The organism is Pseudomonas sp. AFG_SD02_1510_Pfu_092 (assembly GCF_003331055.1).
Taxonomy (GTDB): domain Bacteria; phylum Pseudomonadota; class Gammaproteobacteria; order Pseudomonadales; family Pseudomonadaceae; genus Aquipseudomonas.
Genome location: NZ_PUQD01000017.1, coordinates 17940 through 34783, shown reverse-complemented (window position 1 = coordinate 34783; position 16844 = coordinate 17940). Strand labels below are relative to the sequence as shown.

Annotated in this window: 14 protein-coding genes; 5 read left to right on the top strand and 9 right to left on the bottom strand. The window is 63.8% G+C overall.

The window, feature by feature from the left end:
* Nucleotides 1–67: 67 nt before the first annotated feature.
* Nucleotides 68–1444: an oligosaccharide flippase family protein gene (locus C6A77_RS10240; RefSeq protein WP_114169361.1), complete on the bottom strand. Its 1377-nt coding sequence runs from the start codon at nucleotides 1442–1444 to the stop codon at nucleotides 68–70.
* Between the two features lie 96 nt (nucleotides 1445–1540).
* Here C6A77_RS10240 and C6A77_RS10235 point away from each other — a divergent pair, with 96 nt between their 5' ends.
* From C6A77_RS10235 to galE, 3 genes are all read left to right on the top strand, one after another.
* The gene (locus C6A77_RS10235; RefSeq protein WP_114169360.1) at nucleotides 1541–3067 is read left to right on the top strand and encodes an O-antigen ligase family protein; all 1527 of its coding nucleotides are present in this window, start codon (nucleotides 1541–1543) and stop codon (nucleotides 3065–3067) included.
* Nucleotides 3067–5667, top strand: coding sequence for a cellulase family glycosylhydrolase (locus C6A77_RS10230; RefSeq protein WP_114169359.1), 2601 nt, complete (start codon nucleotides 3067–3069; stop codon nucleotides 5665–5667). Before C6A77_RS10235 ends, C6A77_RS10230 begins: the two co-directional genes overlap by 1 nt.
* A gap of 79 nt (nucleotides 5668–5746) precedes the next feature.
* On the top strand, nucleotides 5747–6721 hold the full coding sequence (gene galE / locus C6A77_RS10225) for a UDP-glucose 4-epimerase GalE (RefSeq protein ID WP_114169358.1): 975 nt from the start codon (nucleotides 5747–5749) through the stop codon (nucleotides 6719–6721).
* Between the two features lie 395 nt (nucleotides 6722–7116).
* On the opposite strand, the gene C6A77_RS10215 is transcribed toward galE, so the two are convergent.
* The 8 genes from C6A77_RS10215 to C6A77_RS10185 all read right to left on the bottom strand — a co-directional run bounded on the left by C6A77_RS10215 (nucleotide 7117) and on the right by C6A77_RS10185 (nucleotide 14881).
* Nucleotides 7117–7923, bottom strand: coding sequence for a CpsD/CapB family tyrosine-protein kinase (locus C6A77_RS10215; protein WP_114169357.1), 807 nt, complete (start codon nucleotides 7921–7923; stop codon nucleotides 7117–7119).
* 12 nt (nucleotides 7924–7935) lie between these two features.
* Nucleotides 7936–9498 carry a Wzz/FepE/Etk N-terminal domain-containing protein gene (locus C6A77_RS10210; protein WP_114169356.1) on the bottom strand — a complete coding sequence of 521 codons (1563 nt, stop codon included), beginning with the start codon at nucleotides 9496–9498 and terminating at the stop codon, nucleotides 7936–7938.
* A 19-nt stretch (nucleotides 9499–9517) separates the two neighbouring features.
* Nucleotides 9518–10633: a hypothetical protein gene (locus C6A77_RS10205; protein WP_114169355.1), complete on the bottom strand. Its 1116-nt coding sequence runs from the start codon at nucleotides 10631–10633 to the stop codon at nucleotides 9518–9520.
* 24 nt (nucleotides 10634–10657) lie between these two features.
* A complete protein-coding gene (locus C6A77_RS10200) occupies nucleotides 10658–11215 on the bottom strand; it encodes a polysaccharide biosynthesis/export family protein (protein WP_114169354.1) in 558 nt (185 codons plus the stop codon).
* Nucleotides 11216–11457: 242 nt separating this feature from the next.
* On the bottom strand, nucleotides 11458–11634 hold the full coding sequence (locus tag C6A77_RS25705; RefSeq protein WP_164497666.1) for a hypothetical protein: 177 nt from the start codon (nucleotides 11632–11634) through the stop codon (nucleotides 11458–11460).
* 284 nt (nucleotides 11635–11918) lie between these two features.
* The gene (locus C6A77_RS10195) at nucleotides 11919–13337 is read right to left on the bottom strand and encodes a TIGR00366 family protein (RefSeq protein WP_114169353.1); all 1419 of its coding nucleotides are present in this window, start codon (nucleotides 13335–13337) and stop codon (nucleotides 11919–11921) included.
* Between the two features lie 153 nt (nucleotides 13338–13490).
* Complete coding sequence (locus C6A77_RS10190; protein WP_114169352.1) at nucleotides 13491–14147, bottom strand: CoA transferase subunit B; 657 nt, start codon at nucleotides 14145–14147, stop codon at nucleotides 13491–13493.
* Nucleotides 14148–14182: 35 nt separating this feature from the next.
* The gene (locus tag C6A77_RS10185; RefSeq protein WP_114169351.1) at nucleotides 14183–14881 is read right to left on the bottom strand and encodes a CoA transferase subunit A; all 699 of its coding nucleotides are present in this window, start codon (nucleotides 14879–14881) and stop codon (nucleotides 14183–14185) included.
* 141 nt (nucleotides 14882–15022) lie between these two features.
* Between C6A77_RS10185 and C6A77_RS10180 the strand changes: the two genes are divergently transcribed.
* Together C6A77_RS10180 and C6A77_RS10175 are read left to right on the top strand one after the other, a co-directional pair.
* Entirely contained in the window at nucleotides 15023–15928 is a 906-nt protein-coding gene (locus tag C6A77_RS10180) for a LysR family transcriptional regulator (RefSeq protein ID WP_114169350.1), read from the top strand.
* A complete protein-coding gene (locus tag C6A77_RS10175) occupies nucleotides 15916–16737 on the top strand; it encodes an aldo/keto reductase (RefSeq protein WP_114169349.1) in 822 nt (273 codons plus the stop codon). The genes C6A77_RS10180 and C6A77_RS10175 overlap by 13 nt, the downstream gene beginning before the upstream one ends.
* The last annotated feature ends 107 nt before the right edge of the window (nucleotides 16738–16844 follow it).

Here is a 16844-nt window from a genome sequence, read left to right as displayed (position 1 = left end):
TGCAAAACGTAAGCTTCCCCATGATTCCGTGACCTTTACTCGGGTAGGTCTCAACCGGCAAGCCGCCTCACAGCCAGTTACACAAGGCTGTCAGCAGCGCCCCGCAAAGTGCCCCGACCAGCAGCATCGGAAGCACCATCAGCTCTCGTTTGAGGCTGAACATATCCAGCTTGCAATTCACGTACACGATCAGCACCAGGGTTGGCACGGTATGCAGGGCAACCCCCCAGATCGCCCAGTCGACACCGCCGATCGCCAACAGCAGCGGCAACCCGCCCCACAGCGAGACCAGGCGGATGATGTTATCCATGGCCTGGTACTTGGTCAGGCCCAGGGCAATCCATACCTGATGAGCCAAGGTATAGCGCAATGTGAGGAACGACAGCGAAAGAATCGCCAGCATCGGCCCGGCTGCCCGGTAGCGGTCGTCATACATCCAGCCGATCAGCAGCGGGCTGGCGGTCAGGAAACCGCCACAGATGAACAGCACCAGCAGGTCTACCAGCAGGCGAAAGCGGTAGTACAGCGCCTTCAGCCGCGCCTTGTCATCGGCCCGGGCCGCTTCGCTGAACGCCGGCAGCGCCACTGCGCCGATAATTTTCATCAGCGCGGTCTGCACGGCACCAAGAATCAGCACGGCTATCGAATACACCCCCAGTTGCGCCGCGCTCATGCTGGCGCCGAACCAGATGCGGTCACCGTACATGGCCAGCACACCGACCATCGACGACAGCAGGATCCAGCGGCCGAACACGATCAGCTCGGTGAGCGCGCTGCGGTCCCACTGCAGGCGGTTGCCGGGCCCCTCCAGGGCAGTGTGGCCCAGCACGGTCCAGGCCAGCGCCGAGACCAGGCCGGCGATCACCAGCGCCCAGACCGAGTGGGTCAGGTAGCCCAGCACCAGCATCACCACCAGGCCGACCACTTGCGAGGCCAGGTCGACCAGTACCACGCGCTTCTGTTGGAAAGTTCGTACGGCCACATCTATCTTGGTGGACTGGAACCCCCAGATCACCGCCGACAGGCCGGTCGCCGCCAGCACCCACGGCAACACCGGCGCGGCATAGGTGGAGTCCGCCGGCCACAGCTCGGCGCGCTGGGCGAACCAGGCCCCTACCGCCAGCAGCAAGGTCAGGGCAAACAGCACGAAGCCGCGGATGATCTGCACGGTCCAGGCGGTGTTGAGAAAGTGCGGGTCGTCACCCCGATGGCTCTGGATGATGTTCTGGCGCAAGCCGACATCGGACAGCAGGTGCAGGAGTACCGAAACGGTGGTGGCGATGACCATCACCCCGAACATTTCCGGCAGCAGCAAGCGGGCCATGATCAGGTTGCCGCCAAGACGCATCACCTGTGACGCCACCTGCGAAACCAGGTTCCACGACCCGGCCATCAGGGCCCGCTTGCGCAGGCTTGCGGTGGCTGACACATCAATCGACGGCATGGCGTCAATCTCTGACTGACTGGCTGAAACGTCACTATAGTTTCAATTAGCCACGATGCTAGCCGTTGCCCGCCGAGGGAAAAGTGGACATAGCCGATGCCTGAACATTTCCGTGCGTTGATCGTCATCCTGTTTCTGGCGAGCGTGGTGTTTCTGCTGGCGCGACGGCCTGCCACCGACCTGATTGCGCCGGGCGACTTCAAGCGCCGGCGTAACCTGTGGTTCCTGCTGACTTTGCTGGCCTTCGCCTCGCACAGCTTCTGGCTGTACCTGGGCGCGGGTGCCGTCATCCTGTACCTGGCCGGGCGCCGCGAGCACAACCCGATGGCGCTGTTCTACATGCTGCTGTTCCTGATCCCGCCGGCTTCGCTGCAGGTGCCTGGGTTCGGCGTGGTCAACTACCTGGTCGACCTCAACCATATCCGCCTGCTAACCCTGTGCGTGCTGCTGCCGGCAGCGCTGGCCCTGCGCCGGCAGCCCGACACCCTGCGCTTCGGTCGCACCTGGCCGGACCGGCTGCTGGCGGCCGGGCTGCTGCTGATGAGCGTGCTGTACCTGCGCGAAACCACCCTGACCGACACCCTGCGCCAGGCGCTGTACCTGTATGTCGATGTGTTCCTGCCGTATTACGTGGCCAGCCGCGGCCTGCGCCAGATCAGCGAGTTCAAGGACACGCTGCTGGCCTTCGTCCTCGCCGGCTTCCTGCTGGCGCTGATCGGCGTGGCCGAATCGGTACGCCACTGGCTGCTGTACAGCGCGCTGGTCGATGCCATGGGCGTACCGTGGAACCTGTCCGGCTACCTGAGCCGTGGCGGTTCGCTGCGCGCCAGCGTCACCACCGGGCAGGCGATTGCGCTGGGCTACGTGATGAGCGTGGCCATCGGCCTGTTCCTGTTCGTCCAGGGTTATGTGCGCCGCCCCGTGCATCGCGCCATGGGCGCCCTGCTGCTGGCCGCCGGGCTGTTCGCCCCGCTGTCGCGCGGCCCGTGGATCGGCACCATGGTCATCGTGGTGGTGTTCATCGCCCTGGGCAAGGGTGCGATCAGGCGCCTGACCCTGCTGGCCGCAGCCGGCATGCTGGCCCTGCCCCTGCTGACCGTGGTACCTGGCGGCGACAAGGTGCTGGACCTGCTGCCGTTCATCGGCACCCTCGAGAAAGAGAACATCACCTACCGCGAGCGGCTGATGGACAACGCCTGGATCGTCATCCAGCGCAACCCGCTGTTCGGCTCGTTCGACTTCCGCAACACCCCGGAAATGCAGGCGATGATCCAGGGCGAAGGCATCATCGACATCGTCAACACCTACATCAACCTGGCGCTGCGGGTCGGGCTGGTCGGCCTTGGCCTGTTCGTAGCGTTCTTTGCCGTGGTGCTGCTGGGCATCCGCAAGGCCATGCGCAGCATTGCCGACAAGGACGACGAACGACGACAGCTGGGCCGGGTACTGCTGGCGACGCTGGCCGGCATTCTGGTGATCATCTTCACGGTCAGCAGCATTTCCTTCATCCCGGTGGTGTACTGGTCGATTGCCGGCCTTGGCGTGGCCTACACGCAGATGGTGCGCCGGCTGCACGCCAGCGAGGAAATGCCACTGGCCGAACCCGGCCTCCAACCCAGGTAATGTCCATGAACGTGCTGCGTCAGCGGGTATACGTTGCGGCCATCGCCGGCCTGGCCTGGCTGCCAGTGGCCGGCTGGGGCTCCGAGTGGCAGGTCAGTGTCGATGAGCGCAACGGCCTGCCCACGGTGACCCGTGGTGGCGGGCCGGTGATGCAAGCCAAGTTCGACTTCTGGGCGGCGAACTGGAGCTGGACCGCGTTCCACACCGACTTCAAGGTCAATGGCCCCTACCACTACACGCTGCAAGGCAAGAACCAGGCACTGGATTTCGACCTGGCGGCGGATATCCGCAAGGCACAGGCGCAAACCTTGAGCTGGGCCTTCGACCTCAGCGCCCATAGCCGCCAGGCCGGGGTGATGGGCGGCGGCATGGTATTCCAGTTCGACCCGGCGCAAATCGCCGGGGGCATGGGCGCCCCGCAGTTGCTGCCCGGCCAGCGCGGCTGGTCGTGGGGCAGCGCGGCGCAGGGCCGGCGCATCGAAATGCGCTTCGACCCGCCGCTGGCCAAGGTGTATTTCGAGCGCGGCAACCCGTCCGAGCTGCGTGCCTTTTTCTACGACGACCCGATCAGCGCCGGCCGGCAGCAGATCAAGGCGCTGTTGAACATCACCGGCGACATCGAGCTCGGGCCCACGCCCAGCGAACGCTTCGGCCTGGCCGACCCCGCCAGCTGGCCCGATGACCAACTGGACTGGCGCACCTCGCCGGTGGACCTGTCGTTCCTCAACGCCGAGGAAAAGCCCGCCGGCAAGCGTGGTTTCGTCAAGGCAGTCGGCGAGCAGCTGATGTTCGAGGACGGCACCCCGGTACGCTTCTGGGGCACCAATATGTCTGCCTATGCCTTGTTCAAAAGCCCCGACGAAGAAATCCGCCAACAGGCCAAGCGCTTGTCAGCATTGGGCTTCAACCTCGTGCGCCTGCACCATCACGACTCGCCCTGGGTCAGCCCGAACGTGTTTGGCGACGGCACCCTGGTGCGCGACACCCAGCAGCTGAGTGGCGAATCGCTGCGCAAGCTCGACCTGTGGATCAAGGCCCTCAAGGACGAAGGCATCTATATCTGGCTAGACGTGCACGTGCAGCGGGCGCTGCTGGCCAACGACAGGATCGACGACTTCGAAGAGCTGGCCAAGGGCGACAACCACGTCGACCTGAAGGGTTACGCCTATGTGAACCGCAGCATCCAGCAGGCCATGCAGCGCTTCGCCGGGCAGTACCTGAGCCATGTCAACGAATACACCGGGCTGGCCTACAAGGACGACCCGGCCATCGCTGCAGTGCTGATCACCAATGAGAACGACCTCACCCAGCATTACGGCAACGCCCTGCTGCCAGACAAGAACGTGCCTCGCCACAGCCAGCGCTACATGGACGCAGCGAAAGCGTTCGCCCGCCAGCATGGCCTGCCTGGCGACCTGACCTGGCGGGCCTGGGAGCATGGCCCGTCGAAATTGTTCCTGAATGATCTGGAGCAGCGCTTCAATGCCGACATGATCGCGCACTTGCGCGGCCTTGGGGTGAAGGTGCCTGTCGCCACCACCAGCACCTGGGGCGGCAATGGCTTGAGTGCGCTGCCGGCGCTGACTGCCGGTGATGTCATCGACGCGCACAGCTATGGCGCCAATGGCCAGCTGGAAAAGAACCCGCTGACCAGCGACGGCATGATCGACTGGCTCGCCGCCGCCCAGGTGGTCGGCAAGCCGCTGACCGTCACCGAGTGGAACGCCGAGCCCTTCCCGCTGCCCGACCGCCACTCGCTACCGCTGTATATCGCCGGCACCGCCAGCCACCAGGGCTGGGACGCCATGCTGCAGTACGCCTACAGCCAGCAAGCATTCAACCCGGGTTGGCGCACGGCGGATAACTGGCACGCTTACAACGACCCGGCGATGCTCGCCACCCTCCCCGCTGCCGCCCTGCTGTACCGGCGTGCCGATGTGAAGCCGGCCACGACCCGTTACGTGTTCGCGCCAACCCCCGCCACCCTGTACAACCAGGAGATCAGCCCGCGCAACTCGCTGCTGCTGCGCACAGCCATGGAAAAGGGCCAGCTGCAAATCGCCCTGCCGCAGACGCCGGAACTGCCCTGGCTGCAGCCCGCCGCCATCCCTGCCGATGCGCAGGTACTGCAGGACCCGGCGCAATCCCTGCTGCCCGCCGACGCTACGCAAGCGACCAGTGACACCGGTGAGCTCAAGCGCGACTGGCAACAAGGCATCTATACCATCGACACGCCGCTGACCCAGGCCGCCACCGGTTGGCTGGGCGGGCGCGCGATCAGCCTGGGCGCCATTCAGGTGCAGGCACGCACGCCGTACGCCAGCGTGGTGGTGCAAAGCCTGGACGGCAAACCCCTGGGCCAGGCGCGGCAACTGCTGGTGTCGCTGGGCACCCGTGCCGTGCCCAAGGCTGATGACAAGACGCCGTTCAACGTCGAACCGCTTGTTGGCACCTTGACCATCGAGGCCCCCGCCGGCCTGAAACTGTTCGCCCGCGATGCGCAGGCGCAGTTGAAAGCGTTGCCAGCGGCTTACCAAGACGGGCGCTACCGCATCACCTTCGACGGCAACGCCATGTCCAACTGGCTGTTCTTGAAATAGGGCATATGGCCATCTACCCTCACAGCAGCCCTGTAGCGTAAACGCGCGGCTGAACAACAGCAGAGTCCGGGAGGCATGGATGAAGTTTCTGGTTGTCGGTGGCGCAGGCTACATAGGCTCGCACATGGTCAGGCACCTGCTCGATGCGGGCCACGAAGTGGTGGTGGCCGACCTGGTATCGCCCGGCCCCGCTGTGCAGTGGGCCAAGCTGGATATCGCCGACGAACCGGCCCTGGATGTGTTGTTCGCGGTGTGCCGCTTCGATGCCGTGTTCCACTTTGCCTCGTTCATTCAGGTGGGCGAATCGGTCAGCGTGCCGGGCAAGTACTACCAGAACAACGTGGCGGCCACCCTCACCCTGCTCCAGGCCATGGTCAATGCTGGTATCCGGTACTTGGTGTTTTCTTCCAGCGCGGCGGTTTACGGCAACCCGCAGTACGTGCCGATCGACGAAGCGCATGTCAAGGGGCCGATCAACCCGTATGGGCTGAGCAAGTGGATGGTCGAGCAGATTCTCGAGGATTTCGACCGGGCCTATGGCCTGAAGTCGGTGTGCCTGCGTTACTTCAATGCGGCGGGCGCTGACCCGGCAGGCCGCCTGGGGGAGCGCCATGACCCGGAAACCCACCTGATCCCGCTGATTCTGCAGGCCGCTTCGGGCCGGCGCGAGGCGGTGACGGTATTTGGCCGCGACTACGACACTGCGGATGGCACCTGCATACGCGACTACGTGCATGTAGCCGACCTGGCAGCGGCGCATGCGCTGGCGGTGGCGTACCTGCTGGACGGTGGTGAGCGAACTGCGTTCAACCTGGGCAATGGCTTGGGCTTTTCGGTGCAGCAGGTGGTGGATACGGCCCGGGCGGTGACGGGTCGGCCGATCCACACCCTCGACGCCCCCCGCCGCCCCGGCGACCCGCCGCGGTTGGTGGCCGATGCCGGCAAGGCCATGCGGGTACTGGGTTGGCGACCGGAGTTCGCCGCGCTGGAGCAGATCGTGCAGCATGCCTGGCAATGGGAGCTGCAGTATCCGTGGGTGGCGCGCTACAGCTGAGCGCCTGGGGCCGAGGTTCACGCTGTGTACCTGTGGGAGCGGCTTTAGCCGCGAACACCGGCGCAGCCGGTGCCATCCACCGCGTTGCCTGCTTCGCGGGTGAACCCGCTCCCACAGAGAACGGCGCAGGCCTGAGGCTCACGCTGTACTTGTGGGAGCGGCCGTGGCCGCGAACACCGGCGCAGCCGGTGCCATCCACCGCGTCGCCAGCTTCGCGGGCTTGCCCGCTCCCACATGGGGGGCGGTGCAGGCCTGAGGCTCACGCTGTACTTGTGGGAGCGGCCGTGGCCGCGAACACCGGCGCAGCCGGTGCCATCTACCGCGTCGCCAGCTTCGCGGGCTTGCCCGCTCCCACAGGGAACGGCGCAGGCCTTGGGCTCACGCTGCGACAGCCCCTAGTAATAGGTGCGCGGCTGCTCATCGGCCTTGTTCAACACGGTCCCCACCAGGTTCACCCTGGCCAGATGATGCAGGCAATCTTCGATCTCTTTCTTGTTGTTCATACCGTTGGCCACCACCAGCAGCACACAATCGAACTTCGGTATCACGGTGATTGCATCGTCAGAACTCAGCAGCGGCGGCAGGTCGAAGATGCAGATGCGCGACTCGTAGCGGTTGCGCAGTTCGCTGATCAGGTCGTTCACCTTGGGCGAGGACAGCATCTCGGTAGACAGCGGCACCGGCACCCGGGTCGGCAGCACCACGAAGCGTGGCAAGGTCGGGTTGACCAGGCAGTCCTGCAATTCCGCCTGGTCCGTCAGGAACTCGTTCAACGCCTGCTCCATCGGCAGGCCCAAGGTGCTGCCGACCTTCGGCCGACGCAGGTCGAAATCCACCAGCAACGCAGTCTTGGTGGTGTGGTGGGCAATGCTCATCGCCAGATTGATCGACAGCACCGTCTTGCCCGCTTCAGGGGTGGGCGAAGTAATGGCCAAGGTACGCCAGCCGTTCTCGTCCATGATCCGCAGCACCTGCGTGCGCAACAGGTCGATCGGCCCGTTCATGCTGGAGTTCTTGTTGTACGCCACGATGCGGTGGCGTTCCAGATGCTCCGCACGCAGCGGCACCACCTTGGTGTTCACATAGTCGAACTGGCCAGGCACCTCCGCCAGCGCCGTACCCGGAGCAGGTGACAATACCTGGGGCGTGCCCGGCGTAACCGGGTGAAGATTGTTGCCAACCGCCTGATTTGGCCTGTCCATCACTGCTTTCCTTTATGCAAACCGAGACATGACTTTGACCAACAGCACATCCAGTGGCATGTAGAACAGGTGCACCAGCACCACCATCATGGCCACCAGCGCCAGCGCTGCCAGCAACAGCCCGTTGCGCCAACGCTTGCGCCTGGCTACATCGGCCTTGGTATCGATGTAGGGCAGCGCCACCAGCACCCGTTTGCCCAGCAGGTTTTCCAGCGCGCCGACGCCGCGAATACGCTGGTCGAGCATTTCCAGCAGCATCACCAGCGCACCGCCACCGGCCGGTGCCAGCACCAGGCCCAGGGCAGCGATTTTCTTGCGGTTGGGCTTGATCGGCTTTTCCGGCAGCAGCGGCGGCTCAAGCAACACGAAGCGCTCGGCCTTGTTCTCCTGCTCCAGGCTCTCGGTAATCTTCGCGCCCATTTCTTTGGCGCGGATTTCCTCGTACTTCTTGCGCGCATTGTCGTGATCGCGCATCAAGGTCACCAGGCCGCGCTCGACCTGCGGCGCCTCGAGGATCTCGGCTTCGTAGCCTTCCATCTTGCGGGTCAACTCGCGCTTCTGCTCGGCCAGCGAAGCGATGCGCACCTGCGCGGCACTCATCTTGGCGCGCACGCGGGCAGCGTCGAGGCCGGCCGTTGAAGCCACCGCCGTGCGATTGCCACTGGCTTCGAGCGCCTGGATCCTGCGCTTGACCGCCACCACATCAGGGTGGGCTTCCTTGTATCGGCTCAACAGCCGGGCGTACTCGGCCTTCAGGCTGGGCAGGTCCTGGGGCTGCTCGGCATTCGCTGCCCTGGGGCCTTCGCCGACCTTGGTGGCCAGCCCGGCATTGGCTGCGGACAGTTCCAGCTCCAGGTAACGCAGTTCTTCCTGGGCCGCCTTGTAATCGCGGTCCACCTCGCGGAACTCCAGCTCCGAGCGGGACAGCATGTTCATGCGCAGGGTCTGGTGCTCGGGCAAGGCATTGGCGTGGGCCTGCTTGAAATCCGCCAGCTGGTTTTCCAGGCTGGCCAGCTCGGCGCCCAGCTTGTTCGCCTCCTGGGTGAGGAACTCGGTGGTTTCGTTGGCCCGCTCGGTGCGCTGCTTGAGGTTCTCGTTGAGGAACAGCGTCACCAGTTCGTCGGCGACTTCCTTGGCCACTTCCGCCTGCTTGTGCTCGAAGGACACATTGAACGCCACGGTCGCCTCGCCGCGCCCGCGCACGTAGGTGGTGAGCGTCTCGACCACGACAGCACTGCGCATGTGCTCGATGCGGTCGCTTTCGCTGAAACGCTTGTCGGCGAACAGGTTGTACTTGTCGATGATGCGCAGCAGGTTGTCGCGGGTCATGACCCGCTGACGAATCACCTCGATGCGCTCATCGGCGAAGCTGGTGGTATTGGTCGATACCAGTTCCGGCGAAATCTGCTGCGACTCCACCAGAATGGTGCCGGTCGACTGGTAGATCGGCGGCACCATCACGGCCACCGCAACGGTCGCGGCGAGGATGACTACGATGCTTCCCCCCAGTAACAGGGCCCGGTCCTTGATAATGGCGATGTAATCTCTGAGGGAGAGCTCATAATCGGACTTCATGGGGCCACCTGCCTGAAGTTCAGATGTCGGGGTACCTGTACGTCAACGTCAAACCCACGATCGTAGCGGTCGCATCGGCTTCGTGATCCTGCTGCCGCTCCTTGTACATCAACGACAGGCGCAGGTCCCAGTACGGCGAAAACTGGCGGCTGGCCCACACGCTGTAAGTCTGCAGGGTGTTAGGGGTCTGCCCTTTGCTGTCCTGCCAGGCGGCATCGGCGCCCACCCGGGTCAGTTCGCTGAGCGCATAACTCCACACACCGCGCACCTGGTCCAGCTCGGCGAAGCCGCCTTCGGCGCTGGCCACCGTGCTGCGTTCGGCAGTAAAGCTGGCGTCGCTGCGCACGCCGGTGTACAGCAGTGCCACCCCGCCCTCGCCGCGTTGCCCGCCTTCGTCACCGGAAACCTTGGTGACCCCCACGTGCGCATCGGCACTGAGGCGTTCGGAGAGCTGGTACTTGACCCCGACCGCCGGGCTGTAGCTGTTGGAAGCGGTGGCCGTCTGGTCCTGCTCGGGTTCATAGCGCCGGGCGCCAAAGCGGCTATACACATCCGCCCGCTCGCTCCAGGCATAGGTCCAGGTGAACACGTTGCCCAGCTCGTTGTAACCGGTCAGCGTGCTGATGTCGTAACGGGCCCGGTTGTACGTGGTTTCGTTGCTCAAGGTGCTGCGGTCGGTCACCGCCTGGCTCCAGTTGCCGGTCAGCGTATACAGCTTCTGCGTGCCATCGGTGGTGACCACGCCGGTATCCAGTACCGTCCCCGACAGGGTCGAGCTTTCGTTGTAGCGCGCCAGCAGGCCGAACCGCCCGCGTTCGGTCTGACGCTGCCAGCCCAGGCTCACGTCCGGGTCCTCACGGTCATCGACTACCGCCGTATCGGACGAGCGCAATACATCCATGCCCAGCCCCAACCTCAGTTCATCACGGTCGAAGGTGCCGATCAGGGTGTAATCGGGCGCGATGATCGTGCGTGTTATGCCCTTTTCCCCCGACGACAGCAGCAACGGGTTGCTGTCATGTTCGACGGTTGTCGGTACCACCACCGTAGACTGCCAATTGGCGGCCAGTAACGGCTCGGTAAACGGCAACAGTATGGCCGCCGTTGCAATGCTGGTTGTTCTAAGAAGAGGCATTAAATGTTCTTATTAAAGGCAAGATCAAGGAACGACCAGCGTATCGCCAGCCTGAAGTTGGATGTTGGTCGACATGTCCCGGCCAGACACCAGGTCTTTATATCGCACGGGCAGGATTTTTTGGGAAGCGCCGGTACCGCGGACCACTTTGATTTCGCTTTCATCGGCGAACTTGTCCAGGCCGCCCGACATGCTCAGCGCTTGCAGCACCGCCGTAGGGCCCGCCATTTGTACCGGCCCGGGTTTGATCACTTTGCCTTGTACATAGACCATGTTGCCAGCGATGCTCTTGACGACGACGCTGACGTTCGGGTCGGGGAGGAACTTTTCCAGTTTGGCAGCCACTTGTTTTTCAACTGCCGTTACATCCAGCCCGGCGACATCGATACGCCCGGCCAGGGGGAAAGTGATACTGCCATCGGGAAGTACCGTGGCTTCCTGGCGCAGGCTATCTTCCTGCCACACCGAAACCATCACCACATCCCCGGGGCTGAGCAGGTAAGCAGAACTGTGCGGGTCGGCGCTGGCGCCAGCGGAGCACACCATCAGCAGGCACAACGAGGCAAACATTGAACGCACCATGAGGGTCCCTCCGGCCCGAAGGCCCGACTAAGAGCACCGAATGAGAACAGCACACCAACTCTCGCTCCGCTTCGCGGCAATTGCCTGCCGCGCTGGCCTCGATTTCCTGAAGGCCTTGCCTTGACGTTGTGCAGCCTGCAACCGTGGACCTTCACTGGCTACTGGCAATATAGCAACGGTTGCGAAATTGACAAGCCACGCCCCTGACCATGCGCCACCCACAAAAAAACGGGCTGAGCGAATCAGATCTTCTTTCGGTTGGCGACTGCCACAAAGCCAACCACGGCGAATGCAAAGAGCCAGCCTGCCGTTGAAACAGGGATGATAGTGTTCTGATTTATATAGCTATCCGCCGCACGCGCCGCACCACTTAACAGCACCAGCAAAAATATCGATTTGATAATCAGAGCCGAGCGCATACGCCCTCCTTTAAAGAGGAAATTCAACGAGTTGTTGGCGCTGTTCGGAAGTTGTTTCGCTGTTGAAATGAGCTTATGAGTACAATGACGTTGCGTCAATGATCCGCCACAATAATAAAATTCAATCGGCAATGAATGGCTCAGTCAAAATACCGACGGGCAAATAGTGCAGCAGCCCATCGCCAGCAAGCCGGTTCCCACAGCGACTGCACAAGGCTTGAAGCCAATGCGGTCGGTGTGGCAGCCGGCTTGCCGGCGATGGGCCGCGCAGCGGCCCCCTGACGTTACGGCATCACCGGCGGCACATACTGCAACGTCGTGCCCAATGCCCATAGCAGCACCAGCACCAACGGCACGTGCACCAGCAATTGCACGAACGAGAAGCCGATCAGGTCGCGCGCCTTGAGCCCCAGCACGCCCAGCAGCGGCAGCATGTAGAACGGGTTGATCAGGTTCGGCAAGGCTTCGGCAGCGTTGTAGATCTGCACCGCCCAGCCCAGGTGGTACTGCAGGTCGTTGGCCACCAGCATCACGTACGGCGCCTCGATGATCCACTTGCCACCGCCCGACGGAATGAAGAAGCCCAGTACCGCCGAATACACCCCCATAAGCAGCGCATAGGTGTCATGGGTGGCGATCTGGGTGAAGAACAGCGAGATGTGGTGGGCCAGGGTCTGCTCGTCGACACCTTTGACCTGGGTGAGGATGGCCGCGATCGAGCCATACAGCGGGAACTGGATCAGCACACCGGTGGTGGTCGGCACCGCACGCGCCACGGCATCGAGGAAACTGCGCGGGCGCCAGTGCAGCAAGGCACCGAGCATGATGAACAGCAGGTTGTAGGTGTTCAGCCCGGAAATGGCGGTAATCGCCGGCTTGGTGGCGAACTCCTGGTACAACCAGCCGGCGGCCAGGGCCACCAGCAGCAGGATCAGGATCGGGCTGTGCTCCAGCCACTCACCCGGGCGCGTGCGCTGCGGCGGTGGTGGCGCGCTGAAGCTGGGGTCGACCCCGCAGTCCTGGGCGCTGCGCGCGCTGTTCGGGCCTGGTGCAGTGGCGTAGGCGATGACCAGCGAGACCACCACCAGCGCCGCCAGCATCACCCCGGACTGCCAGAGAAAGATGGTTTCGGTGAACGGGATCACCCCGGTGATCGACAAAATCGACGGTGGCAGGCTGGCCGGGTTGGCCTGCAGCTGCGCCGCCGACGACGACAGGCCCAGGGCCCACACGGCGCCCAGGCCCAGATAGGCGGCGGCACCGGCGGCGCGGTAGTCCATTTTCAGCTCGGTGCGGCGAGCCAGGGCGCGCACCAGCAGGCCGCCGAACACCAGCGACAGGCCCCAGTTCAGCAGCGACGCCAGCATCGAGATCAGCGCGACCCAGCACACCGCCGAACGGCCATTGCCCGGGATGCGCGCCAGGCGGTCGATCAGCCGCGCGGCGGGTGGCGAACTGGCCACCACATAGCCGCCGATGACCACGAAAGCCATCTGCATGGTGAACGGGATCAGGCTCCAGAAACCATCGCCAAAAGCCTTGGCGGTGTCGACCGGCCTGGCGCCCATGGCCAGGGCGCCGATGCACACCAGCAACACGGCCAGGGCAGCGAAGACCCAGGAGTCGGGGAACCAGCGTTCGGCCCAGTTGGAGCAGCGCAAGGCAAAGCGGGCGGAGCGGCTGTCTTGGAGTTCAGCGGCCACGGTTCAATTCCTTTTATTGGTTTTATGGGGTGAAACAGCATTGCCAGACAACACAAAACCCTGTGGGAGCGGGCGCGCCCGCGAATGCTGCGGTGAATTGACCGACGCATTCGCGGGCACGCCCGCTCCCACAGGGCAGGATCGTGTAGTGCCTTAGAAGGTCATCTCCTTCACATCATCCGGCACGATCAGCTTGCCGGCGGTCTTCTCGATGATTTCCTCGACGCTCACCCCCGGCGCGGTCTCGCGCAGGATGAAGGCGCCGTCTTCGATTTCCAGGTAGGCCAGGTCGGTCAGCACCTTGCGGATGCAGCCGGCACCGGTCAGCGGCAGGCTGCACTGCGCCAGCAGCTTGGACTCGCCGTCCTTCGAGGCATGGGTCATGGTGACGATGATGTTGTCGGCGCCGGCCACCAGGTCCATGGCGCCGCCCATGCCCTTGACCAGCTTGCCGGGGATCATCCACGAGGCGATGTTGCCGTGCACATCCACCTCGAAAGCGCCGAGCACGGTCAGGTCGACATGGCCGCCACGGATCATCGCGAACGACTGCGCCGAATCGAAGATCGAGGCACCGCGGCGGGCGGTGACGGTCTGTTTGCCAGCGTTGATCATGTCGGCGTCGATCGTGCTTTCGGTGGGGAATTCACCCATGCCGAGCAGGCCGTTTTCCGATTGCAGCATCACATCCATGTCGGCGGGTACGTAGTTGGCCACCAGGGTCGGAATGCCGATGCCCAGGTTGACGTAGTAGCCGTCCTTCAGTTCACGGGCGACGCGTTGCGCCATCTGTTCGCGGGTCAGTGCCATGGTCAGGGTCTCTTTGTTGTTCTGGTGGATGGCGCTCAGGCCTTGACGGTGCGCTTTTCGATGCGCTTTTCGAAGGTGCCGACGATGACCCGGTCCACGTAGATGCCCGGGGTATGGATTTCGCTGGGCAGCAGCACGCCGGGCTCGACGATCTCTTCCACTTCGACCACGGTGATCTTGCCGGCGGTGGCCGCCAGCGGGTTGAAGTTTTGCGCGGTGTTGCGGTACACCACGTTACCGTAGTGGTCGGCCTTCCAGCCCTTGACGATGGCGAAGTCGCCGGTGATGGACGCTTCGAGGATGTACTTGCGGCCGTTGAATTCGCGCACTTCCTTGCCCTCGGCCACCGGGGTGCCGTAGCCGGTAGCGGTATAGAAGGCAGGGATGCCGGCACCGCCGGCGCGCATCTTCTCGGCGAGGGTGCCCTGCGGGGTCAGTTCGACCTCCAGTTCGCCGCTCAGCAGTTGGCGTTCGAACTCGGCGTTCTCGCCCACGTAGGAGGCGACCATCTTGCGGATCTGCCGGTCTTCCAGCAGCACGCCAAGGCCAAAGCCATCGACGCCGCAGTTGTTGGAGACCACGGTCAGGCCCTTGACGCCACGCCGCCTGATTTCATTGATGAGGTTTTCCGGGATGCCGCACAGGCCGAAACCGCCCGCCAGTACCGTCATGTTGTCGGTCAGGCCTTCGAGGGCCTGTTCATAGGTTGCAACGCGCTTGTCCAGTCCGGCCATGCTGATCCGCCTTTTGTAGTTGTTGAACCGACGAGGCTGTCGGTGAGCGTGTGGGGACATCTTCACCGCAAGCGACTGATTTGTTAATTTTGTTTTATTCATTGATTGATAACTTTTGCAAAACAACCAACAGGCCTCGTCATGAACGTCAAGCAACTGCGTGCCTTTGTCGCCGTGGCCAAGTACCAGAGCTTTGCCCAGGCCGGTGAACACCTGCATGTCTCGCAACCGGCCCTCAGCCTGACCATCAAGGCGCTGGAAGAAAACCTGGGCGGCGCCCTGCTCAGCCGCACCACGCGCAGTGTCAGCCTGACCGCCGAGGGCGAGGTGCTGCTGCCCCTGGCGCGGCGCCTGTTGGCCGACTGGGACGATACCGAAGAAATGCTGCGCCAGCGTTTCACCCTGCAGCTGGGCCGGGTTTCGGTGGCGGCCATGCCGGCCTTTGCCGGCAACCTGCTGCCCCGCTCGCTCAAGGTGTTTCGCCAGCGCTACCCCAAGGTCAACGTCACCGTGCACGACGTGATCAACGAACAGGTGCAGGAACTGGTGCGCCATCGCCGCGTCGAACTGGGCATCGGCTTTGAACCGGACAACATCGATGGCCTGGACTTCCACCCGTTGTACATGGACCGCTTCGTCGCCGTGGTGCCCGCCGACTCGCCCCTGGCGCAGTTGCCCGAGGTCAGCTGGGCACAACTGCTGGCCGAAGACTTCGTGGCCTTGCAACGCCCTTCGGCGGTGCGTCTGCTGATGGAGCAGAACATCGCCGCCCGCCACGGCAAACTGGCGGTGGCATTCGAGAGCCACCAGCTGTCGACCATCGGCCGCATGGTTGCCAGCGGCCTGGGGGTCAGTGCCGTGCCGGCGCTGTGCATCAACCAGATGCAGGAACTCGGCGCCCGCTGCGTGACCCTGGTCGAGCCCACGGTCGAGCGCCGCATCGGCGTGATCGCCCTCAGCGAACACAAGCTTTCCACTGCGGCGCAAGCGCTGCTCGAGGTACTGCTTACGCATACCCGTATCCCGGAGGTGACATGCGTTACGTGAAACTGGCAGGTTGCAACGTTCCGGCCATCGGCCAGGGCACCTGGTACATGGGTGAAGACCCAGGCCGCAGGGCTGCCGAGGTGGCGGCCTTGCAACAGGGCATCGAGCTTGGCCTGAGCTTGATCGATACCGCCGAAATGTATGCCGAAGGGGGTGCCGAGCAAGTGGTTGGCCAGGCCATTGCCGGGCGCCGCGACCAGGTGTTTCTGGTCAGCAAGGTGTACCCGCACAATGCCGGTCGGCGCAGCATGGCGGATGCCTGTGAGCGCAGCCTCAGCCGCCTGGGCACCGAGTGCATCGACCTGTACCTGTTGCACTGGCGCGGCCAGTACCCGCTGGAGGAAACCGTCGAAACGTTCGAGCGCTTGCGCGAGCAAGGCAAGATCAGGCGTTGGGGGGTGTCCAATTTCGATGTTGACGACCTGCGCGAACTGCACAACCCCGATTGCGCCACCAACCAGGTGCTGTACAACCCGGCCCAGCGTGGCATCGAGTTCGACCTGTTGCCCTGGTGCGAAAAACGCGCCCTGCCAATCATGGCCTACTGCCCGCTGGCCCAGGCCGGGCGCCTGTTGCAGCACCCGGTGCTGGGGCAGATCGCCGAGCGCCATGGGGCCACGGCGGCGCAGGTCAGCCTGGCCTGGGTGACCCGCCATGACGGGGTGATCGCCATTCCCAAGGCCGTGTCGCCCGAGCACGTGCGCTTGAATGCAGCGGCGGCGGCGCTGACCTTGACCCGCGAAGACCTGCGCGCGATCGACCTGGCGTTCCCGGCGCCGACGCGCAAGCAGCGCTTGGCGATGGTCTGATTGCTGGCACGGCACCCTGTGGGAGCGGGTTTACCCGCGAAGAAGGCAACACGATGGGTGGCACGGGCTTCGCCCGTGTTCGCGGGTGAACCCGCTCCCACAGAACC

What these genes read in the sequence shown, in the direction of transcription:
- C6A77_RS10185 (WP_114169351.1), bottom strand. Translation starts at nt 14,881, where the DNA reads ATGGCCGGACTGGACAAGCGCGTTGCAACCTATGAACAGGCCCTCGAA.
- C6A77_RS25705 (WP_164497666.1), bottom strand. Translation starts at nt 11,634, where the DNA reads ATGCGCTCGGCTCTGATTATCAAATCGATATTTTTGCTGGTGCTGTTA.
- C6A77_RS10235 (WP_114169360.1), top strand. Translation starts at nt 1,541, where the DNA reads ATGCCTGAACATTTCCGTGCGTTGATCGTCATCCTGTTTCTGGCGAGC.
- C6A77_RS10230 (WP_114169359.1), top strand. Translation starts at nt 3,067, where the DNA reads ATGTCCATGAACGTGCTGCGTCAGCGGGTATACGTTGCGGCCATCGCC.
- C6A77_RS10240 (WP_114169361.1), bottom strand. Translation starts at nt 1,444, where the DNA reads ATGCCGTCGATTGATGTGTCAGCCACCGCAAGCCTGCGCAAGCGGGCC.
- C6A77_RS10190 (WP_114169352.1), bottom strand. Translation starts at nt 14,147, where the DNA reads ATGGCACTGACCCGCGAACAGATGGCGCAACGCGTCGCCCGTGAACTG.
- C6A77_RS10210 (WP_114169356.1), bottom strand. Translation starts at nt 9,498, where the DNA reads ATGAAGTCCGATTATGAGCTCTCCCTCAGAGATTACATCGCCATTATC.
- C6A77_RS10180 (WP_114169350.1), top strand. Translation starts at nt 15,023, where the DNA reads ATGAACGTCAAGCAACTGCGTGCCTTTGTCGCCGTGGCCAAGTACCAG.
- C6A77_RS10205 (WP_114169355.1), bottom strand. Translation starts at nt 10,633, where the DNA reads ATGCCTCTTCTTAGAACAACCAGCATTGCAACGGCGGCCATACTGTTG.
- C6A77_RS10175 (WP_114169349.1), top strand. Translation starts at nt 15,916, where the DNA reads ATGCGTTACGTGAAACTGGCAGGTTGCAACGTTCCGGCCATCGGCCAG.
- C6A77_RS10200 (WP_114169354.1), bottom strand. Translation starts at nt 11,215, where the DNA reads ATGGTGCGTTCAATGTTTGCCTCGTTGTGCCTGCTGATGGTGTGCTCC.
- C6A77_RS10215 (WP_114169357.1), bottom strand. Translation starts at nt 7,923, where the DNA reads ATGGACAGGCCAAATCAGGCGGTTGGCAACAATCTTCACCCGGTTACG.
- galE (WP_114169358.1), top strand. Translation starts at nt 5,747, where the DNA reads ATGAAGTTTCTGGTTGTCGGTGGCGCAGGCTACATAGGCTCGCACATG.